This window comes from Pseudoalteromonas luteoviolacea (assembly GCF_001750165.1).
Lineage (GTDB): Bacteria > Pseudomonadota > Gammaproteobacteria > Enterobacterales > Alteromonadaceae > Pseudoalteromonas > Pseudoalteromonas luteoviolacea_G.
In genome coordinates, this window is sequence record NZ_CP015411.1 from 1,153,042 (window position 1) to 1,174,685 (window position 21,644).

Annotated in this window: 24 protein-coding genes and 1 riboswitch; of the genes, 20 read left to right on the forward strand and 4 right to left on the reverse strand. The window is 43.0% G+C overall.

The window, feature by feature from the left end:
- Positions 1–148: 148 nt before the first annotated feature.
- Together erpA and S4054249_RS04945 are read left to right on the forward strand one after the other, a co-directional pair.
- Positions 149–487, forward strand: coding sequence for an iron-sulfur cluster insertion protein ErpA (gene erpA, locus S4054249_RS04940; RefSeq protein ID WP_046354413.1), 339 nt, complete (start codon positions 149–151; stop codon positions 485–487).
- 582 nt (positions 488–1,069) lie between these two features.
- Entirely contained in the window at positions 1,070–1,315 is a 246-nt protein-coding gene (locus S4054249_RS04945) for a helix-turn-helix domain-containing protein (protein ID WP_023399554.1), read from the forward strand.
- A 43-nt stretch (positions 1,316–1,358) separates the two neighbouring features.
- Here the strand turns inward: S4054249_RS04945 and S4054249_RS04950 are convergent, their stop codons facing one another.
- From S4054249_RS04950 to S4054249_RS04965, 4 genes are read right to left on the reverse strand one after another with little or no spacing between them, the layout of a single operon-like run.
- The gene (locus S4054249_RS04950; RefSeq protein ID WP_046354412.1) at positions 1,359–2,738 is read right to left on the reverse strand and encodes an AmpG family muropeptide MFS transporter; all 1,380 of its coding nucleotides are present in this window, start codon (positions 2,736–2,738) and stop codon (positions 1,359–1,361) included.
- Between the two features lie 7 nt (positions 2,739–2,745).
- A complete protein-coding gene (locus S4054249_RS04955; RefSeq protein WP_046354411.1) occupies positions 2,746–3,369 on the reverse strand; it encodes a peptidylprolyl isomerase in 624 nt (207 codons plus the stop codon).
- 17 nt (positions 3,370–3,386) lie between these two features.
- Entirely contained in the window at positions 3,387–3,950 is a 564-nt protein-coding gene (locus S4054249_RS04960; protein ID WP_052960844.1) for a YajG family lipoprotein, read from the reverse strand.
- Positions 3,951–3,952: 2 nt separating this feature from the next.
- The gene (locus tag S4054249_RS04965) at positions 3,953–5,107 is read right to left on the reverse strand and encodes a methyltransferase (RefSeq protein WP_046354526.1); all 1,155 of its coding nucleotides are present in this window, start codon (positions 5,105–5,107) and stop codon (positions 3,953–3,955) included.
- A gap of 40 nt (positions 5,108–5,147) precedes the next feature.
- On the opposite strand from S4054249_RS04965, the gene S4054249_RS04970 reads away from it, so the two are divergent.
- The 18 genes from S4054249_RS04970 (at position 5,148) to S4054249_RS05055 (ending at position 21,637) form a co-directional block, all read left to right on the forward strand.
- A complete protein-coding gene (locus tag S4054249_RS04970) occupies positions 5,148–5,729 on the forward strand; it encodes an alpha-ketoglutarate-dependent dioxygenase AlkB family protein (protein WP_046354410.1) in 582 nt (193 codons plus the stop codon).
- A gap of 91 nt (positions 5,730–5,820) precedes the next feature.
- On the forward strand, positions 5,821–6,132 hold the full coding sequence (locus S4054249_RS04975) for a BolA family protein (RefSeq protein WP_046354409.1): 312 nt from the start codon (positions 5,821–5,823) through the stop codon (positions 6,130–6,132).
- A 146-nt stretch (positions 6,133–6,278) separates the two neighbouring features.
- Entirely contained in the window at positions 6,279–7,469 is a 1,191-nt protein-coding gene (gene fabV, locus S4054249_RS04980) for an enoyl-ACP reductase FabV (protein ID WP_046354408.1), read from the forward strand.
- Positions 7,470–7,836: 367 nt separating this feature from the next.
- Positions 7,837–9,180 carry a Na(+)-translocating NADH-quinone reductase subunit A gene (locus S4054249_RS04985; protein ID WP_046354525.1) on the forward strand — a complete coding sequence of 448 codons (1,344 nt, stop codon included), beginning with the start codon at positions 7,837–7,839 and terminating at the stop codon, positions 9,178–9,180.
- A 2-nt stretch (positions 9,181–9,182) separates the two neighbouring features.
- Positions 9,183–10,382, forward strand: coding sequence for an NADH:ubiquinone reductase (Na(+)-transporting) subunit B (locus S4054249_RS04990; RefSeq protein WP_046354407.1), 1,200 nt, complete (start codon positions 9,183–9,185; stop codon positions 10,380–10,382).
- A complete protein-coding gene (locus tag S4054249_RS04995) occupies positions 10,375–11,121 on the forward strand; it encodes a Na(+)-translocating NADH-quinone reductase subunit C (RefSeq protein WP_023399564.1) in 747 nt (248 codons plus the stop codon). The genes S4054249_RS04990 and S4054249_RS04995 overlap by 8 nt, the downstream gene beginning before the upstream one ends.
- Entirely contained in the window at positions 11,121–11,753 is a 633-nt protein-coding gene (locus tag S4054249_RS05000; protein WP_039611690.1) for an NADH:ubiquinone reductase (Na(+)-transporting) subunit D, read from the forward strand. The genes S4054249_RS04995 and S4054249_RS05000 overlap by 1 nt, the downstream gene beginning before the upstream one ends.
- Positions 11,754–11,763: 10 nt before the next feature.
- The gene (gene nqrE, locus S4054249_RS05005) at positions 11,764–12,372 is read left to right on the forward strand and encodes an NADH:ubiquinone reductase (Na(+)-transporting) subunit E (protein ID WP_039611689.1); all 609 of its coding nucleotides are present in this window, start codon (positions 11,764–11,766) and stop codon (positions 12,370–12,372) included.
- 19 nt (positions 12,373–12,391) lie between these two features.
- Positions 12,392–13,618, forward strand: coding sequence for an NADH:ubiquinone reductase (Na(+)-transporting) subunit F (nqrF, locus tag S4054249_RS05010; protein WP_046354406.1), 1,227 nt, complete (start codon positions 12,392–12,394; stop codon positions 13,616–13,618).
- Positions 13,619–13,717: 99 nt separating this feature from the next.
- Complete coding sequence (locus tag S4054249_RS05015; protein WP_046354405.1) at positions 13,718–14,749, forward strand: FAD:protein FMN transferase; 1,032 nt, start codon at positions 13,718–13,720, stop codon at positions 14,747–14,749.
- Positions 14,750–14,888: 139 nt separating this feature from the next.
- Entirely contained in the window at positions 14,889–15,101 is a 213-nt protein-coding gene (gene nqrM / locus S4054249_RS05020) for a (Na+)-NQR maturation NqrM (protein WP_039611686.1), read from the forward strand.
- A gap of 47 nt (positions 15,102–15,148) precedes the next feature.
- The gene (locus tag S4054249_RS05025) at positions 15,149–15,748 is read left to right on the forward strand and encodes a histidine phosphatase family protein (RefSeq protein WP_046354404.1); all 600 of its coding nucleotides are present in this window, start codon (positions 15,149–15,151) and stop codon (positions 15,746–15,748) included.
- Positions 15,749–15,765: 17 nt separating this feature from the next.
- Positions 15,766–15,890: riboswitch (cobalamin riboswitch) on the forward strand.
- Between the two features lie 82 nt (positions 15,891–15,972).
- On the forward strand, positions 15,973–16,797 hold the full coding sequence (locus tag S4054249_RS05030) for an ABC transporter ATP-binding protein (protein WP_046354403.1): 825 nt from the start codon (positions 15,973–15,975) through the stop codon (positions 16,795–16,797).
- Entirely contained in the window at positions 16,794–17,786 is a 993-nt protein-coding gene (locus S4054249_RS05035; RefSeq protein WP_046354402.1) for a FecCD family ABC transporter permease, read from the forward strand. The genes S4054249_RS05030 and S4054249_RS05035 overlap by 4 nt, the downstream gene beginning before the upstream one ends.
- Before the next feature lie 11 nt (positions 17,787–17,797).
- Positions 17,798–18,853, forward strand: a complete 1,056-nt coding sequence (gene cobT, locus S4054249_RS05040) for a nicotinate-nucleotide--dimethylbenzimidazole phosphoribosyltransferase (protein ID WP_046354401.1) — start codon at positions 17,798–17,800, stop codon at positions 18,851–18,853.
- A gap of 1 nt (position 18,854) precedes the next feature.
- A complete protein-coding gene (gene cobS, locus S4054249_RS05045) occupies positions 18,855–19,631 on the forward strand; it encodes an adenosylcobinamide-GDP ribazoletransferase (RefSeq protein ID WP_046354400.1) in 777 nt (258 codons plus the stop codon).
- Positions 19,628–20,161: a bifunctional adenosylcobinamide kinase/adenosylcobinamide-phosphate guanylyltransferase gene (gene cobU / locus S4054249_RS05050; RefSeq protein WP_046354399.1), complete on the forward strand. Its 534-nt coding sequence runs from the start codon at positions 19,628–19,630 to the stop codon at positions 20,159–20,161. Before cobS ends, cobU begins: the two co-directional genes overlap by 4 nt.
- Before the next feature lie 6 nt (positions 20,162–20,167).
- Positions 20,168–21,637, forward strand: coding sequence for a cobyric acid synthase (locus tag S4054249_RS05055; protein ID WP_046354398.1), 1,470 nt, complete (start codon positions 20,168–20,170; stop codon positions 21,635–21,637).
- Positions 21,638–21,644: the final 7 nt, after the last annotated feature.

Below are 21,644 nucleotides of genomic sequence, written 5' to 3' on the forward strand. Positions count from 1 at the left end.
ATAAATCTAGCTTTATACACTTTTATGGCGTGGTTATTCAGTTTGGGTACAGACTAGATGTGCAAGAGTTTAGGGACATGAGCATACTTGATTAAAATAGTCGGGTATTAGATAATTCCGTTAATTATTGTACAAGGGTCGAATGCACATGTCAGAAGAGTTACCGATTAAGTTTAGCGATGCAGCAGCTGCGCGCGTAAAAGAATTGATTTCCGAAGAGGAAAATCCTGAACTAAAGCTTCGTGTATACGTAACTGGTGGAGGATGCTCTGGGTTTCAATATGGATTTACGTTTGATGAGAAGGTAAACCCTGGCGACTTGGAGATCGAGAAAAATGGTGTAGTCATGGTGGTTGACCCTATGAGCATTCAGTACTTAGTGGACGGTGTTGTTGATTATACTGAAGGGTTAGAAGGTTCTCGCTTTTTCGTTAGTAACCCAAATGCGACGACTACGTGTGGATGTGGTGCCAGTTTCAGTGTGTAACTGAAGCAGTTTTAAATCACAGTGAAAAAGCCATGCAATAGCATGGCTTTTTTATGCAGGATTGGTTACGTGCATCATCAAGACAAAAAAGCCTAAGATAAATGCTGAAAATAGAAGAATATAAATAAAACCGCGTTTTCCTTGCTTAATGGGCACATTATTGACCCGTAAAAAATAATACCATCCGAAGCACAGAACAAGTGGCAATAAAAATAAAATCCGGAACATTTTGAGGTCCTTTTTTTGGGTTAATTTTAAGATTAGCTGTAAATGCTTATTTTTAAAAGAAAAATAAATTATTTCAAATACTGGTACAAGATATAAAATTTTTGTTAAAGTGTAGTATGTACCCTACATGAAAAAAACGAATATAGTTTTTCAAAAATTTATTAGGTTTTAGCGGTAAGATAGTCTATACCTAATTGGGTACATAGGAACACACCTGTTGTTAATACAGGAAATGTGCAAGGCCTATAAGGCCTACAGAGGTATTATTTTTTAAAATACAATAGCCAGCTGAGTGAGACGGGCAAATTTCACGAGGCCAGTTGAGATTAATCATCAAGTAGGAGATGTTTATTTATGATGGGTAAAACGGTTTCTTCGGAAGAAAACGGAAAGTTAACAAAATGGTTGAAATCAAAGCGTCATGAGAAAGGTCATACAATGCGTAGCCTTGCTCAAGTTTTAGGTACGCCACATTCTTTCATCGGAAAGATTGAAAACCAAGAGCGCCGTTTAGATGTGATTGAGTTTTTACGCTATTGTGAAGCGCTAGAAGTTGACCCGTATGAAGGCTTATCTTTAATCAATAAAGAAGAACTATAATCCTTGATTGAATTATAGTGTACAAGGTGCAAGGAAATGCACCTTAGTCTTTTCTCTTATACTCTGCCTCTATTGCGTAGAGTTTATGTCGAATAACATACAGAAAGAGTAAGGAAGGGAGCACCATTAATGCTGTTATGACAAAAAAGACAGCCCAATTGCCACCCAGCCAATCATCAATAACCACACCACTGTAACTCGATAGTACTGTTCTACCTAAACTGCCTAAAGATGCTAGTAGCGCATAATGTGTTGCACTAAAGGTTCTATCGCATAACATAGAAATGAAAGCGACCATAGCAACCAGAGACCAAGCTTGCGTAAAACCATCCACTACAATTGCTAGCCCATAAAGTGACTCTTTTGGTCCCGCAACCGCTATCCAAGAAAAAATCAAATTAGAGGCTGCCATTGCGACACCACTGATAAACAGGCCTTTGACTATGCCATATTTGTGGTTGAAAATACTGCCAAGGAAAGCAAATACAATGGTAATGAGCCCGGTGCCTAGCTTTGAATATTGTGCAATTTGCGTATTGGTAAAACCGATTTCTTTATAAAATACGATAGACATACGTGCCAAAAACGCTTCGCCAATCTTAAATAAAAAGATAAAGGTCAATAGCGCGAGTGCGGTCTTGACACCATTCTTATTAAAAAAGCTGACAAAGGGCGCGACTAGCGTAACACCTAGCCACGCTAGCAGTTTATTGGCTTTGGAATGGCCAAGTTGAGATAGCTTTTCTTCATAGGCTTTTTGTATTTGCGCTTGAGCAGTATCACGATGTGATTCTGGTTCTTTTGCTATCAAGGTAACAACACAAAGTAATGCCATTATTACAGCGAGTAGCAAATAAACATCAGACCAAGATATATTTGGCAGATCGGCTGCGAAAAAAGGAATGGCGCCAAGCAGGGCATAGCCGCTCCACCAACCAGATGTTGCCATAGCTGCAGCTGCTGTAGACTTTTCACTTTCTGATTGCGGTAGCACATCAATACGATAACCATCGATGGCAATATCGTGTGTTGCAGCAAATAGGGCAATTAAAAAGCACAGTAGAGCCGCATAAAACAGACTCGTTTTTAGATCAAGAAACGCTAAACATGCGGCACTGGCGGTAACGACTATTTGCCCTAGTAAAATCCAGCTCCTACGCTGGCCTAGCATGTTTCCAAGCAAGGGAAGCTTTAACCGGTCTACCAGTGGAGACCACAAAAAATTGATAGTGTAGGCGCCAAAAACAATACCAAATAAACCAATTAAACTGCGACTGAGGCCTTCGTCTTTGAGCCAGGCAGACATCACCGAGCCAATTAACACCCAAGGGAAACCTTGGCTCATGCCAAATGCAAATACTGTTAGCAGTCGCTTGTCTTTATAATAACTCAGATACTGGGAAATACTGGCCGATGTCATCATTGTTTAATTAAAACTCTTCAGCAGGTAAAATATCGACACTATGAATGATGACCGCTGTTTTAGGAATAAATGAATATCCCAACTTCTGATTGTAGCCAGTCTCCACTTGCATGATTTTGTCCAAAGTTTCATAGCCATCTGTTACGTTACCAAATACAGCAAATCCCCAGTCTCTGCCTGGGTTTAGATGGTCATTGTCATCCATGTTAAAGAAAAACTGCCGTGTCCCCGAATGTGGTTTGCTGTCTTGATAAGCCATTGCGACCGAATACATCTCATTTTTTAGGCCATTGCCACTTTCATTAAAAATGGGCTTGCGCTCGAACATACCATCATAGTCTTTGTCGTATCCCCCACCTTGGATAACAAAGTCTTTTTCATTCACCTCATCACGTTCTACACGGTGAAAAACCGAGCCTTTATAGTCACCATTGACAACATAGGTTAGAAAATTATTTACTGTTAGTGGCGCGCGCGAGCGATCCAGCTCTACAATAATTTTACCTAGCGAAGTATTGATTTGAACTTTAGGGAATAGATTGTCTTTTTGGACAAACCGTCCTTCTTTATTGGCGGCGTGTGCGAAGTTGGCTGTTATGATTATTAATGCAAAAGCGAATAAGCGGATCATATTAAAACTCCTTGTTATTATTGTGCAATGAAGTTTGTGAGTTCTTTGTCTTCAATTATATGTGCGATGAGTTTTTCTGCTAACACATTGAGCTGACCTTCAACTTTTGCTTGGTCGTGCTTTAATGAGCCTGATAGCGTACGTTTGCCTGTGTAAGATTTACTAAAAGTATTTCCCGCTTTGTTTACCGTAATTTTAAACTCGGCTTCTGCGTTGCTTTCATGTTTGCTATATGTTTCAGTGACCTGTGCTAAGAACTTATTAATCTCTAAAGTGATGGTGGTTTTGGCCTCAGGAGTGACATTCGCATTATTCTCAATTAAGGCCTGTTTAAATACATTAGAAATAGTGACCGGCAAGTTTGCATCAGGCAAGTAAACTGCGGGCTCTGTATTAAGCACTTTGACAGTAAACTTGGATGTTCTTAAATCCATCACATTGACATTAACAGGCATGTTCAGCTGGACAACTTGGCCTTCGGAATATTGTGGGTTCATGATCACCGACTTTGGCGCTGCTGTGCAGCCAGACAATACAGCCAGCATGCCTGCAGTTGCGAGAGAGTAGATAATTTTGGCCATGATTAGCTCCTTTTTATTACGCTTAATACGGTAAACTTTTTATTATTGCCCAGTACCTTACAATTACCAAAAAGGCGCTGCAACTTATCTTGATAATCCAAGTGACGATTTCCAATGATCCTGAGTTCGCCGCCATTACGCAGTGTATACTTAGCCTGTAAAAACATTTGCCAAGCAATGTGGTCTGTGATCGCTTGTGCTTGGTGGAATGGCGGATTACACAGCACTAAATCGGCACTATTTGGCGTAAAGTCAGTCAAACAATCATTGTGGATAAATTGGCAGTCAGAGAGTCTATCTGGCAGGTTATTTTCGACATTCATTTTTGCACTTGCTACAGCCATCGCAGATTCATCCACAAAGGTGACTTTCGCATTGGGCATACGGTTTAATGTTTGCAGTCCAATCACGCCATTACCGCACCCCAAATCAATGATGTTGAGTGCCTTTTTTCCTGCAGGTAGGTAGTTAAAGAAAAACCGTGCGCCAATATCTAAGGAATCACGCGAAAAGACATTGGCGTGATTGGTGATGGTCATCTCTGTATTTTCTAATGACCAAGATACTGGAAACTTGCAAACAACGGGCTTGTTGGTTGTTTTAGAAAAAATTAATCGAGACTTTTTAACGGCCAAACTGGTTTTTGGTTCGTAGATAAAATGGTTAAACGACTTTAGTGTCGAGGTATGGATCTCTTTTGCTTTACCTGCGGCAATAACAGGGATGTCTGCGGGTAAGTGACTCAGTTTTGCTAACTGGTGCTGTAAATAACCGGCATTTTTAGGTATTTTTAGTATCACTAAATCGATGTCATGGGGAAGCGCATCCAAGCTATCTAAAAATGAGATATGGGTATCCGGTAGCTGGTTTTCGTTTAGATTGTATTTACATGCTGCGGTGCTCACGAAGGAGTCGTTGACAAAATGAATGACAGGGAGCTGAGCATCATGTTGGTAAATAACGGATAGTGCGCAACTAAGTGCGCCAAAGCTGTCGTTTAATACCAATATTTTTCGCACATCAGAGTAGTCTTCGCTGATGTGTTCAAGTAGATACTCGTCTGCGGCATCCCAAGCCTGTAAACTGCGATTTTTTTGTTCTAGAGGAAATCGATGTAAAGTAAATGGGCGATTAGCCAATACCGCGTCGGTTGTCATAGGTCTATATTTTTCACTAACAATGTGAGTGCATAATATCATGTCACAGCTGAACAAAGAATGTTTGCCTGAAGGCTTTACGTATTTTCCACAGGTTATCTCTTTTGATAAAAGCTTGGCCTTATATGAGCACTTAACCACGAGTTTGCCTTGGCAACAGCCAAAAATTCAGGTCTATGGTAAATATCATCTGATTCCGAGGTTACAGTGTTTCGTTGCCGACCCGAGTGTACATTATAGCTACTCAGGTAAGTCATTGGATAATGTTGCATGGCTGCCCGCATTGGATGCCATGCGCCAGCGCTTAAAAAATCAATATGATAAAGCTTTTAATGCACTGCTGGTTAACTGGTATCGTGATGGCATGGATACAATGGGTTGGCACAGTGACGATGAAAAAGAGTTGGGCAATAAACCACTAATAGCCTCGATATCTTTGGGTGCACCAAGAATGTTCAAAATACGCCATCGACAAACACGGGAACTCACTTCTTTTGTGCTTGAAACTGGCAGTTTGTTAATTATGTCTGGAGAAAGTCAGCGGGACTATGATCATAGCTTGCCGAAGCAAGCAAAAGTGAAGCAAGGTCGAATAAACTTGACGTTTAGAACGGTTGGTTAATCCTTATTTAGGGCGTTTAGAACGGTTGGTTAATCCTTATTTAGGGCGTATAGTATTGGTGTTTAACAATATGATAGTAAAGAGTATACCCATGTCTATGCAGCAACAAATCCACACAAAGCTCAGTGATGCCATTGATTGCACACATCTTGAAGTGATCAATGAAAGCCATATGCACAGTCGCGGGAGCGAATCACATTTTAAAGTGATCGTCGTCAGTGAAGAATTTGATGGTTTGCGCTTGTTACCACGTCATCGACGTATTAATGATGTGCTGAAATCAGAATTGGCCAACGATATACATGCCCTAGCTATCCATGCTTTTACACCTAAAGAGTTTAATCAACAATCAGAACAAGTTCCAGCATCTCCTAACTGTTTAGGTGGTTCAAAGTTCGACTAATTAGCTGATCAGACCTGTGTTTAGGTCATCAGAGATTACACTATAACGCAATTTTTCTGGCACCATCTGGTTCAACCCTTGGTTTTCTTGTTGCAAATGATGGGCCTAAATATCTGAAACAAATTCAAAATTTATTAGGAAATAGAATGGTAATTAAGCCGAAGATCCGTGGTTTTATTTGTACAAACGCTCATCCAGCAGGCTGTGCTGCACACGTAGAAGAGCAAATCGCTTATGTAAAACAGCAGGGCGAGTTAAAAGATGGTCCTAAAAATGTGCTAGTAATTGGTGCTTCTACTGGCTACGGTCTAGCGTCTCGTATTACAGCTGCATTTGGCTCTGGCGCAAAAACATTGGGTATTTTCTTTGAAAAAGAAGGTACTGAGAAAAAAACAGCCTCTGCAGGCTGGTATAATACTGCGGCGTTCCAAAACGCGGCTGATAAAGCAGGTTTGTGGTCTAAAAACATTAATGGTGATGCGTTTTCAACTGAGTTGAAAGAAAAAGCAATTGAAGCGATCAAAGCTGATATGGGCAAAGTAGATTTAATTATTTACAGCCTAGCATCACCTCGTCGTACTGACCCTAAAACAGGCGAAACACACAGTTCAGTACTAAAACCAATTGGCGAAGCCATTACAACTAAAAACCTCAATACTTCTAAGCGCGTTATCGACGAAGTGAGTGTTGAAGCAGCAAACGAAGACGAAATTGCCAATACGGTTAAAGTGATGGGCGGCGAAGACTGGGAGCTTTGGCTAGATGCACTTAAGCAAGCAGATGTATTAGCAGATAACTTTAAGACAACGGCTTATACTTATATTGGCAAAGAGCTAACATGGCCAATCTATGGGCATGCAACAATTGGTAAAGCAAAAGAAGATTTGGACAGAGCCGCAGCAGCAATTAAAGCATCTACTGCAGCATTAAATGGCGAAGCTTACGTGTCTTCTTTAAATGCCGTTGTGACACAAGCGAGTTCTGCAATTCCAATCATGCCACTTTATATCTCTGCATTATTCAAAGTGACGAAAGAAGATGGCACATATGAAGGGACTATCGAGCAGATCCATGGCCTATTCAATGAAAGCCTGTACAGCGATAGCCCGCGTTTTGATGACGATGGTCACCTGTTCCAGAACTACAAAGAGCTAGAAGATGGTGTGCAAGCACGCATTCAACATATTTGGGACACTGTAGATACTGATACTATCGATGCATTAACTGACTACGAAGGTTATCACAACGAGTTTCTGAAATTATTTGGTTTTGGTGTTGACGGCGTTGATTATGACGCTGATGTGAATACTATTGCTGAAATCAATAATTTAGTTTAATTATTGAGCTGATGGTGAAGCGTGCTTGCTTCACCATCATATATTTATCCCACTAAACACACCTATCTTTTTCTCATTCAATACCACTTTGGTCTATATTGAATTAATCGCAATTAGCTGAACTGAGCTAAAACCATTGTTAAGTCGTATTAATTTGATAATTCTACTCGCATAGTCAGGGCGATTAATGTTAAAATTGCGGAAATATGTGAGGACTATATATCACGACGCTTGTTTTTGGTTGATTTGGCTTTTGTCAAGTCTCTTTTGATTAGGCGAGTTCTTTGATACTGAAAACACGATGAGATAGCGGCCGTGATAACTAAAGATTTTTCAATTTCTTTCCGTTAATGTAATGCAAGTGCGTATGATCAACATAAAAAAAGGTCTGGACTTACCCATAGAGGGCGCACCACAGCAAGCTATTCATGATGGCGCTGCCATCAAACGCGTAGCTGTGCTTGGTGAAGAGTTTATTGGTATGCGTCCAACCATGCATGTTCGCGTGGATGACCAAGTCAAAAAAGGCCAAATTCTTTTTGAAGACAAAAAGAATCCTGGCGTCAAGTTTACTGCGCCAGCCTCTGGTGTAGTTAAAGAAATCAACCGTGGTGCTAAGCGTGTTCTTCAGTCTGTCGTGATTGAAGTGCAAGGCAATGAGCAAATCACTTTCGACAAGGTCGCAGCTGCTGATTTAAGCAACCTAGATCGTGAGAAAGTTAAAGAAATGCTTATTGAATCTGGTCAGTGGCCAGCGCTACGTGCACGTCCATTTAGCCGTGTTGCTGTTCCAAGTGCAACGCCGAGCTCAATCTTCGTGACAGCCATAGATACTAACCCATTAGCCGCAGATCCTGCAGTGATCATTGCTGAAAACGTTGAAGCGTTTGAAGCGGGTCTTGCTGTGGTTTCACGTCTAACTGATGGCAAAGTATTTGTGTGTAAGCAGTCTGGTAGTAAAGTACCAAGCTCTTCGCTATCACAAGTAGAAGTACATGAGTTCGCGGGTGTTCACCCAGCAGGCTTAGTGGGTACTCATATCCATCATCTAGATGCAGTTGGTGCAGACAAGCAAGTTTGGCACTTAGGTTACCAGGACGTTATCGCGTTTGGTAAGCTGTTCCTAACTGGCGAGATCTACACTGATCGAGTTGTTTCTTTAGCAGGTCCTCGCGTAAAGAATCCTCGTTTAGTTAAAACTCAAGTTGGTGCGTCGTTAACAGATTTAGTATCTGGTGAACTTGAAGACGGTGATAACCGAGTCATTTCTGGCTCTGTGTTAGCTGGTAAAACAGCAGCCGGCCCTCATGGTTTCCTAGGTCGTTACCACGTACAGGTTTCAGTTCTTCTTGAAGGTCGTGAGAAAGAACTATTTGGTTGGATTGCGCCAGGTAGTAAAAAATTCTCTGTGACACGTACATTCATTTCACACTTAGCACCTAGCCGTTTGTTCAAGTTTACAACGTCTACTGGTGGTTCTAAGCGTGCAATGGTGCCAATCGGCAACTATGAGCGTGTTATGCCTCTGGATATCCTACCAACGCTATTACTTCGTGATCTGATCGCAGGCGATCTAGATAGCGCTATCTCTTTAGGTGCGCTTGAGCTTGACGAAGAAGATTTAGCATTGTGTACCTTCGTATGTCCAGGCAAGTATGACTTTGGCTTAATCCTACGTGATTGCCTGACTACTATCGAGAAGGAAGGTTAAAAATGGCCTTAAAGAAATTTTTAGAAGACATTGAACCTCACTTTGAACCAGGTGGAAAACACGAGAAGTGGTATGCGCTTTATGAAGCTATCGCGACGGTTTTCTATACTCCTGGTTATGTAAACAAAGGCGGCACGCACGTGCGTGATAACATCGATCTTAAACGTATCATGATTTTGGTATGGATGGCGACGTTCCCGGCTATGTTCTTTGGTATGTTCAACATCGGTCACCAAGCGGCATTAGCTATTGGTAGTGGTTTTGACATCGCATCTACTTGGCAAGCTGGTATTTTCCAAGCGCTAGGTGGTGAGCTGACAGCAGATTCTGGCTGGGCAGCGAAAATGTTTTATGGTGCGTGCTTCTTCTTACCTATTTACGGTACGGTGTTTATCGTAGGTGGTTTCTGGGAAGTATTATTCGCATCAGTGCGTAAGCACGAAGTAAACGAAGGTTTCTTCGTAACTTCAGTATTATTTGCATTGATCCTGCCTGCAACCATTCCTTTATGGCAAGTTGCACTAGGTATCACGTTTGGTGTTGTGGTAGCTAAAGAAGTATTCGGTGGTACAGGCCGTAACTTCCTTAACCCTGCACTTGCTGGTCGTGCGTTCCTTTTCTTCGCATACCCAGGTGATATCTCAGGTGACACAGTATGGACAGCAGTAGATTCATTCTCTGGTGCTACATACTTAGGTCAAGCAGCGATCGGTTCATTAGATTACAACAACATGCAGTTGTGGTGGGATGCATTCTACGGCTTTATCCAAGGTTCAATGGGTGAAACGTCGACGCTAGCACTAGCAATTGGTGGTTTGTTCTTGATGTATGTTCGTATCGCGTCATGGCGCATCGTACTAGGTACATTCCTAGGTATGGTGGTGATGTCTACGCTACTGAACATGATCGGTTCTGACACGAACACGACATTTGCTATGCCTTGGCATTGGCACTTAGTACTTGGTGGTTTTGCATTTGGTATGTTCTTTATGGCGACTGACCCAGTTTCTGCGTCTTTCACTGATAAAGGTAAATGGGCATACGGTGCATTAATTGGTGTTATGGTTGTTCTTATCCGTGTTGTTAACCCGGCATACCCAGAAGGTATGATGTTAGCAATCCTATTCGCTAACCTATTCGCACCGCTATTCGACCACCTTGTTGTGCAGTCTAATGTGAAGAGGAGATTGGCACGTGTCTAGTAACAATGAAACTATCGGCAAAACGTTAGGCGTTGTTGTTGGTCTGTGTTTAGTGTGTGCAATCGTCGTATCTTTTGCGGCAGTACAGTTACGCCCACTACAGCAAGCTAACAAAATTGAAGATGTTCAACGTAACATTCTAGCTGCGGCTGGTTTTAAAGACGTTGAAAACGTTGCTCAAAAGTACAACGAAGTAATTGATGCTCGCGTTGTTGACTTTAAATCAGGTGAGTTTGTTGAAACAGATCCAAACTCATTCGATTTTACAATGACTAAGTTTGATGCGGAGCGCAGTTTTGCACTTCCAAAAGAAGAAGACTTAGCTGGCGTACTTCGTATGACTCATGAGTCTCCTGTATACCTTGCCAAAGGCAGCAATGGTCAGGTTGAGTCTGTGATCTTACCTATTCAAGGTTATGGTCTTTGGGGCATCATGTATGGTTTCATCGCACTTGAACTTGATACAAAAACCATTAAAGCTATCAACTTCTATCAGCATAACGAAACCGCTGGTCTTGGTGGTGAAATCCAGAATCCTAAGTGGACAGCTACTTGGGAAGGCAAGCAACTACCTGTTGATATCGTAAAAGGCACAGCTGGCAGCGATGTAAACAAAGTTGATGGCATCTCTGGTGCAACACTGACGTCAAACGGTGTTGAAAACACATTCAAGTTCTGGACAGGCGACAAAGCGTTTGGTCCATTCCTAGCGAAAGTACGTGAAGGGGCATTGAACTAATGGCTAATGCAAAAGAAATGAAGGAAGTCTTGTTAGGACCAGTCTTCGCAAACAACCCGATTGCTCTGCAAGTACTGGGTATTTGTTCTGCGCTAGCGGTTACTTCAAGCCTTAAAAATGCACTTATCATGTCACTTGCTTTGACAGTGGTAACTGCGTTCTCAAGCTTATTTATCTCGTTGATCCGTAACCACATTCCGTCAAGTGTACGTATCATCGTTCAAATGACGATTATCGCATCATTGGTAATCGTTGTTGACCAAACACTTCAAGCATTTGTCTATGCTACGGCTAAAGAACTAACGGTATTCGTTGGTCTGATCATTACTAACTGTATCGTAATGGGTCGTGCTGAAGCATACGCAATGAAGTCGCCACCGCTTATGTCTTTCTTAGACGGTATCGGTAACGGTCTTGGTTACTCAGTAGTTCTAATTACAATTGGTTTTGTACGTGAGCTATTCGGTGCAGGTGCACTATTTGGTGTTGAAATTCTTCCACTTGTTGCTGACGGTGGTTGGTACCAGCCAATGGGTCTATTAATTATGCCATTCAGTTCATTCTTCTTAGTTGGTTTCTTCATTTGGGTACTTCGTACTTATAAGAAAGACCAAGTAGAAGCGAAGGCATAAGGGGAGAAAGATGGAACATTATCTTAGCTTATTTGTAAAAGCAGTTTTCATTGAAAACTTAGCGCTATCTTTCTTCTTAGGTATGTGTACATTCCTTGCGGTATCTAAGAAAGTAACTACCTCGTTTGGTCTTGGTGTTGCTGTTATCTTCGTACTAGGTGTAGCTGTACCGGTAAACAACATCGTTTATCACGCGGTATTAGCACCAGGTGCACTAGAGTGGCTTGGTTTCCCAGAGGCTGACTTAAGCTTCTTGAAATTCTTGACTTTCATCGGTGTAATTGCAGCACTGGTACAGATCCTTGAAATGACATTGGACAAGTTCTTCCCAGCGCTATACAACGCACTTGGTATTTTCTTGCCACTGATCACAGTAAACTGTGCGATTTTCGGTGCGGTAGCATTCATGGTTGAGCGTAACTACAACCTAACAGAATCAGTCGTATTCGGCGTCGGTTCTGGTGTGGGTTGGGCGCTTGCAATTGTATTGCTAGCAGGTCTTCGTGAGAAGATGAAGTATGCTGATATCCCTGACGGTCTTCGTGGTTTAGGTATTACCTTTATCACTGTAGGTCTAATGGGCTTTGGCTTCTTGTCATTCTCTGGTATTTCACTTTAATTAGCGAGGAAACTATACGATGGAAACTATTGTATTAGGTGTAAGTATGTTCATCGCTATCGTTGTGATCTTGGTGCTAGTCATCATCGCAGCGAAATCGAAGCTTGTACCAAGCGGTGACATCACAATCGGCATCAATGGCGATGCAGATAAAGCAATTACTTCGGCACCAGGTGGTAAGCTACTAGGCTCACTAGCTGATGCAGGTATCTTCATTTCATCAGCATGTGGTGGTGGTGGTTCTTGTGGCCAGTGTCGCGTACATGTTCATTCTGGTGGTGGTGATATTCTTCCAACAGAGCTTGACCACATTACTAAAGGTGAAGCACGTGAAGGTTGTCGTCTAGCGTGTCAGGTTGCTGTTAAGACTGACATGGAAATCGAAGTAGAAGAGTCTATCTTCGGTGTTAAAAAGTGGGAATGTACAGTTATCTCTAACGATAACAAAGCGACATTCATCAAAGAGCTTAAGCTTGGTATCCCTGAAGGTGAGGTTGTACCTTTCCGTGCAGGTGGTTATATCCAGATTGAAGCGCCAGCTCACCACGTTAAATACGCTGACTTCGATATTCCTGACGAGTATCGTGGCGACTGGGAGCGTTTCGGCTTCTTTAACCTTGAGTCTAAGGTTGATGACGAAACAATCCGTGCATACTCAATGGCAAACTACCCAGAAGAGTTTGGTATCATCATGCTTAACGTACGTATTGCAACTCCGCCGCCAAATAACCTAAGCCTACCTTGTGGTAAGATGTCATCGTACATCTGGTCACTAAAAGAAGGTGATAAAGTGACTATCTCTGGTCCATTCGGTGAATTCTTCGCGAAAGAAACTGATGCAGAAATGGTATTCGTTGGTGGTGGTGCAGGTATGGCACCAATGCGTTCACACATCTTCGACCAGCTTAAGCGTCTTAACTCAGATCGTAAGATGTCTTTCTGGTACGGTGCACGTTCTAAGCGTGAGATGTTCTACGTAGAAGACTTTGACGGCTTAGCAGCTGACAACGAAAACTTCCAGTGGCACGTAGCACTTTCAGATCCTCAACCAGAGGATAACTGGGAAGGTTACACAGGCTTCATCCACAACGTATTACTAGAAAACTATCTGAAGGACCACGAAGCGCCTGAAGATTGTGAGTTCTACATGTGTGGTCCACCGATGATGAACGCGGCTGTTATCAACATGCTGAAAGATCTAGGTGTTGAAGACGAAAACATCCTACTTGATGACTTCGGTGGTTAATTAGGAACTTAGATATGATGATAAATCGTATTTAATGAGATTAAACCCCTAGGGCATTCCCTAGGGGTTTTTTTATATGCTTTAAGGACTAAAAAGTAGATGCAAAAACTCAGCTATTTATTCTCTGTTATTTTTTTGGTGTTTTTTTTGTCCGCTTGTGGACAACAGCAAACTCAACAAAAGCCGGTTGAAATTAACGGCAAAACCATGGGAACTACCTATAACATTAAAGTATTTCCAGGTCCGGTGAGCTTAGAAGCGCAGCGTTTTAAGCAAGAAGTGGATGAAGCGCTTGTGGTAGTTAACCAATCCATGTCTACCTATATCCCTGACTCAGAAATTAATCGTTTTAATCGCCTTGAAGCCAATACAGTAATGCCGATTAGTAGCGATTTTCGTGCCGTGATCGCAGAGTCTATTCGCCTAGGTGAGTCGACTAAAACCTTAGATGTGACTATGGGACCACTGATTGATTTATGGGGCTTTGGTCCGGATAAAAGACCGACCAAAAGACCTTCGCAATCTGACATTGAAGCCATGCAAGCAAATATCGGTGTAAATAAATTAGCGCTGACAGATGAAGGGCTGGCGAAATCACTGCCACATCTTGAACTATCTTTTTCAGCGACGGCGAAAGGTTATGGAATCGATAAAGTCGCTGAGTTGATTGAGAAAAAAGGCTTATCTAATTATATGGTAGAGATTGGCGGGGAACTGCGTATCTCTGGCAATAAGCCGGATGGTTCACCTTGGCGAATAGCGATTGAAAAACCGGATGCACCGGCAGGACAGCGTCAAATTCACCGAGTTGTAGAGCCGGGTAATAATGCCATTGCCACGTCAGGGGACTATCGTATCTTTTACGAAATGGATGGCGAGGTATTCACGCACCTCATTGATCCGGGTACAGGTAGACCGGTACGCCATGACTTGGTGTCTGTGACGGTGTTACATCCTTCAGCAATGACCGCTGATGGCTTGGCAACAGCGCTTACCGTGATGGGAACGCAACGAGCAAGAGATTATGCTGAAGCGCATAATCTACCCGTGTACTTGATCAGTAAGACAGACGCTGGCCTAGAGACATTTTCAAGCACTGCGTTTAAGCCGTATTTAGATGTAAAAAAGTAATCAGTGGATCCGGTTAAATATCATTGCTTTTAGTGTGGTAAATTCATTCAACTTTGACGGATTTAGATATATAATATTGTCAATACACCGTCAGTTGCTTGGAACTTGACCAAGCTAGTTTATTGAGGGGCCTTTGCCTATGTCACTATTTATTCTTACCTTTGGGTTACTTATCTTGATCGCTGCAGCTATGGCTGTGGGTGTAATCGTTCAGAAAAAATCAATGGCAAGTAGCTGTGGTGGTTTAGGCTCAATGGGTATCGATAAAATCTGTGATTGTGATGACCCATGTGACAAACGTAAAAAGCGTTTAGCCAAAGAGCAATCTTGGCGCGAAAACCAAATTCTATAATTAGATAAAAACGCAGGCTAGCCTGCGTTTTTATTATCTCCAAGTATATGCTGCAAACTCTTTACTTTGTTCGTCATACTGAAACGATATTATCCGGTAAGTTATTAGGGCAAACCGATCCTCCTTTAACTGAACAAAGTCAAAACCAATTACTAAAAACACTCCATAGTTTACCCAAGCCAAAACGTGTGCTCAGCTCGCCAAGACAGCGATGTCAGCTTGTAGCAAAAGCATTTTCAGAAAAGCTGGATGCAGAGTTCACAGTCGTCAATGCACTACAAGAAATGAACTTTGGTGATTGGGATGGTAAAAGCTATGAGTGGCTTTGGCAGCATACTCGCTCGCCCAGTATTGGCGACTTTTGGCAAAACCCCTGGGCCGTTACACCACCTGAAGGAGAGAGTATGGCCTGTTTTAATGCGCGAATTAAAGCTTGGTGGTGTGCTTTCACATCTCAAAGCAGTGATGACACAATCGTCATTGTGACTCATGGTGGGGTTATGAAGCAGCTATTGGCACACTGGCTAGCATTGCCTGAAGGCGCTGTAAATCATTTAAACTGCTTTGAGGTTGGATATGGCAAGGTCATTCAGGTGTCAGTTTTCTATGACGAACAAGGGAGTGCATGGCCCAAAGTTGTGTTTTAGCCATCTAGACTTCATAATACACAAAATTATTTCGACATCACTTGGGAATGAGGTGTAAACCCTCAGCTGTCCCCGCAACTGTAAAAATGATTGCATGACTACTCATTTAAAGCCAGATACCAAGGTTGGAATAAAGACTTAAGCGGGCGCACTTAGGTCATGTCATTTTACCAAGTCATAAATGATACAGTGGTATTCTGATGTGTGCCCCATGTAGAGGAATTATGGCGGCAACACCAATATCAGTCGATAGCTTACATCTAGTTATCAATAATAAATCGATTTTATCCAATATCAGCTTTTCAGTTGAAGAGGGTCAGTTTATCGGTCTCATCGGGCCTAATGGGGCCGGAAAATCCTCTTTACTGAGGTGTTTATATCGCTTCCAGAGTCCAACATCTGGCACTATCAGAATTAATGGCAAAGATGTAAGTGAGTATGACCGCCAAAGTTATGCTCGCAAAGTCGCTGCAGTGCTTCAGGAGATCCCAAGTCAATTTAATCTTGCTGTTTTTGATGTCGTCGCCATGGGCCTCACGCCGCACAAAAGCCTATTTTCCAGTGTATCACTGCGCGACCGACAGGCCATCCAAGAAGCGCTATTAAAGGTCGGATTAACTCATAAACAAAAGCAATCATATGAGTCTTTATCCGGGGGAGAAAAACAGCGGGTGATGATAGCCCGAGCCATTGTACAGCGGCCGACTTTACTCTTAATGGATGAACCTACCAGTCATTTGGACGTGAAGTATCAAATCGAAATTATGGCGCTTGCTAAGTCATTTGGGATCACGGTGGTTGCTTCTTTTCACGACTTAAATTTAGCCTCAGCCCTCTGTGACGCTATGCTCGTTTTAAATCATGGAGAGCTTATTGCTCATGGTACGCCCAAAGAGGTGGTAAGTGAGTCCATGTTAGCACAAGTTTTTGGCGTCAAAGCCGATGTGGCTCTCCAAGCATGCCCTGCGAGTGAACAAGAGATCCCACATATTCGTTATCAATATCACTTATCGGGTGGTGGCGAGTTATCATCGAGGGAACGAGTATGAGATTCGCTGCAAGCAGTGCATTGTTACTTGCATGTTTATTTAGCTTTGTGTGTGCCCTAAGCATCGGGGCTGTACAAGTCGACTTTTACGATGTTTGGCTAGCTTTATGGTCATACGACAGCTCGCAGTTAGCACAAAAAATTGTTATAGAGTTGAGGCTACCGCGCACCGTACTTGCATTTTTGGCTGGGGCGGGTCTTGCGACAGCGGGGCTAATTTTACAAACCGTGACACGCAACCCCCTTGCTGATCCCTATTTATTTGGGATTTCTTCGGGGGCGTCATTTGGTGTGGTGTTACTACTGACTTTATTCGGTGTGCAAAGCGCTTTAGCAATGTCTGGCGCAGCTTTGCTTGGCAGCATAGGGGCTATGAGCTTATTGCTCGTCATTGCGTATCATAAAGGTACCGCACAAATTGAAAACATGCTGCTTGCGGGTGTTGCACTTTCTTTTCTGTTTAATGCGTTTACGAGTTTGCTCTTATATTGGAGTGATCCACAAGCGGTTACCGCGATTATCTTTTGGAGCTTGGGGAGTTTTAGCCGTGCTGATTGGATGTGGATGTGGTTACCCGCGATTGTGGTGTTAGGTGGGATCATGACAGTCGTATGTTTTAGAAGGCACTTAAATGCGTTGTTATTGGGCGATGAAAGCGCGGTAACTTTAGGTGTTAATGTACACCGGTTGCGCTTGGGCATGTTATTAGTGAGCTCTTTGATCACGGCTGTGTTAGTCGCAGCATGTGGTGGTGTAGGCTTTGTTGGCTTAATGATCCCACACATAGTACGGTTTTTTATCTCTCAAGCGCGTGTATTAGGCATGTTAGTCACGGCTTTAAGCGGTGGATTATTGATGCTGTGGGTGGATGTGCTAGCCCGAATAATCATAGAAAACCAAGAATTACCTATTGGTGTGATTACAGCGGCCATAGGTAGCGTCTTTTTCTTATCTTTACTTATGTTTCGCAAGCGAGCGGCAAGTATTTAACAGAGGCCCATATGATCCCTGCTTTAGATTTAACACACAATGATTTTGTACAGCAAAAACTAGATTTAAAAACAAAACCTCAAGGCTCATTGGGTAAGTTAGAGGCACTGGCAAAGCAATTGGTGTTGATTTACGCACAAGGCATGTCAAAAGAGACAATGACCGCGCAACATTTTAGCATTGAAAATCCATCAGTCAGTATTTTTGCTGGCGACCATGGCATTGCCAGCGAAGGCGTCTCTATTGCACCAAGTGAAGTCACCGGCCAAATGGTGGCAAATTTTGCTGATGGCGGTGCTGCAATTTGTGTCTTGGCCCGTCAATTGGGTTGGCGTCTAAATATAGTGGATTGCGGTATTCTTAAGCCTGTTCAAAACAGTCGCGTGATTGACAACAGGCTTGGGGTAACGACTGCGTCTTTTCATTTGCAGCCTGCGATGACTGAAGCTCAGTTAACGCAAGGTTTTGAGAACGCCAAACAGCTTGTTGCAGCAGAGTTGGACATGGGTTGTAATTTGTTTGCGTTTGGTGAAATGGGGATAGGTAACACCACGTCTGCCGCCGCCATTTTTTCTGTGCTATGTAATTTAGCTCCGAAAGAGACTGTCGGACAGGGTACAGGTGTAAGCCAAGATATTGTTGCGAAAAAACAGCTGCTGATAGAGCAGGCGCTTGACCTTCATCAGTTGGATAGCAACGCCCCTAAACAGATTTTACAATGCGTTGGCGGATTTGAAATTGCCCATATGGTTGGTGCTATGCTCGCCGTCGCTGAGGCGCAAAAACCAATTTTAGTCGATGGTTTTATTGCGACAGCTGCGGCTATGTTGGCTATTTCGATGTTGCCCAACGCGAAGCAATATATGGTGTTTGCGCATTGCTCTAACGAACAAGGGCATAAGAAGATGCTAGAGTGGCTAAATGTAGAGCCATTACTGCAGTTAGATATGCGCTTAGGGGAAGGAAGCGGTGCAGCATTAGCACTGCCAATAATTCAAAGTGCATTGGCTATTTATAACGATATGGCGAGCTTTTCCCAAGCGCAAGTAACCCAGGTTGTTGGCTGATATGACACAGTGGTCTCTATTTAAATTGGCCGTGATATTTTTAACTCGGGTCCCGATTAAATTAACGGCGTCTGTTACGGATGCCGATATAAATCAGTCTAGCCGTTACTTTGCCTGTGTGGGTGTTTGCATCGGCTTGGTGATGGCACTCTTGCTGTGGGCTTTGTCGCTTGTATTGCCTATGAGCGTTGCAATTCTGTTCACTATCGGTGCAAGCGTTTTGCTCACAGGCGCATTTCATGAAGATGGGTTTGCAGATGTGTGGGATGGCTTTGGCGGTGGTTGGAGTCAGCAGCAGAAGCTGGACATCATGAAGGACAGTCGCCTGGGCACCTATGGTAGTGTGGCGCTGCTTATCTTAATGCTGAGTAAATTTCACTTGATGCTTACCCTTAGCGGCAACCTATTTGCACTGCTATGGGGGATTGTGTTGGCGCAGTCTTTGAGCCGCCTAAGCGCGACCAGTTTGATTGGCAAGCTGCCTTATGTACAGCTAGATGCACAGAGTAAAGTCAAGCCTGTGGCAAAAAGCCTACAGCTAGCCTGTCGTGCGACTTTATACTTAACAGGCATTGCCGTTATAGCTGTTGCTTTAGTCTGCTCAGTGCTTACGTTATGGCAAGTGATTGCTTTAATCGTCACTTTATGGCTTACCCGCCTTTTGTGTCAGTGTTGGTTTAAAAAACAGTTGGGCGGTTACACTGGAGATTGCTTGGGCGCAGCGCAGCAAATCTCAGAATTAATGATTTATACTTTTTTGGTTGTAAGCCTAATATGACTAAGCATGTTGAACTCATTTTGGGTGGTGCACGCTCGGGGAAGAGTACGCTTGCCGAGCAAAGAGCACAAAACTGGCTGGAGAGTGGCTCAGTCAAGGAGCTTATCTATGTGGCAACCGCACAAAGCAAAGATGAAGAGATGGCCGAGCGTATTGCACATCATCAAGCTTCAAGGCTGTCTTGCTGGAACGTGATTGAATGTCCATGGGACATCGTACCGATCATTGCCAATCTATCGTCGTCACAGTGTGCACTGGTTGATTGCCTAACATTATGGCTGACTCATGGTCTGTGTGAGGTTGAGTTCGCAGAGTACGAAAAACAAAAATCTCAACTAGTTACAGCGCTTCAGGTAACGAAAGGCAAGGTAATACTCGTTAGTAATGAAGTGGGCCATGGCATTGTGCCGATGGGAGCGCTGAGTCGTCAATTTGTAGATGAGTCAGGTCGTCTGCATCAAGATATTGCAGCTGTGGCAGATCATGTAGATTTTGTCATGGCAGGTTTGGCATTAAATTTAAAAAAGTGAACAAAAATGAAGACATTGATGGTACAGGGCACCACTTCCGATGCAGGTAAGAGCACATTGGTTGCAGGCCTGTGTCGTGTAGCGGCTCGCAAGGGACTTAAAGTTGCTCCTTTTAAACCTCAAAATATGGCGCTTAATAGCGCCGTTACGCCCTGTGGCGGAGAAATTGGTCGGGCACAGGCATTGCAGGCGGTGGCGGCAAAGGTGCCACTCAGTGTTGATTTTAATCCCATTTTACTGAAACCCAATTCTGATACAGGTGCACAAGTCATTGTGCATGGGCAAGCACTGACCAATATGGAAGCTGGCAAGTATCATGATTATAAAGCGGTTGCGATGCAGGCTGTGATTGAGTCCCATGAGCGATTAGGACAAACCTATCAATATTGCATGGTGGAAGGCGCAGGCAGTCCTGCTGAAATCAATCTTCGAGAAAACGATATTGCCAATATGGGGTTTGCATGTGAAGTCGAATGCCCAGTGATCATTATTGCTGATATTGATAAAGGCGGTGTATTTGCGCATCTTGTCGGTACGCTTGCGTTGTTGAGTGAACAGGAGCAAGCCTTGGTGCAAGGGTTTGTGATCAACCGGTTTCGTGGTGATATCGGTCTATTACAATCCGGTTTAGACTGGCTTGAAGACTATACGGGCAAACCCGTGTTAGGTGTTTTGCCTTACTTACATGGTTTGGCTCTGGACGCGGAAGATGCAATCTCTATAGAGAATCGTACCGATGATGCGCTGTTAAGTATCGCTGTTTTATTGTTGCCGCATATTTCCAATCATACCGACTTTGACAGTTTGAGATTACATCCAAAAGTGGATTTAAACTATGTGCGTCATGGTGAGAAAATTGGTAACGTTGATCTGATCATCATTCCAGGCAGTAAAAATGTCATCAATGATTTAGCCTTTTTGCGCAGCGAAGGCTGGGATAAAGAAATCAATCGACATCTTAGGTATCAAGGTAAGGTGCTAGGCATTTGTGGTGGTTTGCAAATGCTTGGACAAGCAATTAATGATCCGCTGCATATGGAGTCATCACAAGCCCATACCAAAGCGCTCGGATTAGCCGCATTGACTACAGAACTTGGTAAAAAAAAGCAGCTAACCAATGTGTCTGGGCACTGTTTATTGAATGGTAAAGCCGTCGCCATTTCTGGGTATGAGATCCACTGTGGTCAAAGTCGAGGAGAGGCGTTAAAGCGACCCTTTCTCACCTTCAATGATCATCCATTAGGTTTTCATAAAGATGGCTTTATTTCTGATGATAATTTGATAGCGGGTACTTACTTGCATGGGTTGTTTGATAATCCCATTGCAAGTCGTGCAATTTTACAATGGGCATGTGATGAGCAGTTTGATTTTGATGGCTTTGATCTGGCGCAGCATCGTGAAGCTCAGCTTGATAAATTAGCGGATATTTGTGAGCAACATTTAGATATAGATAAGATATTTGAACTTAAGGTATAGGAGCCCA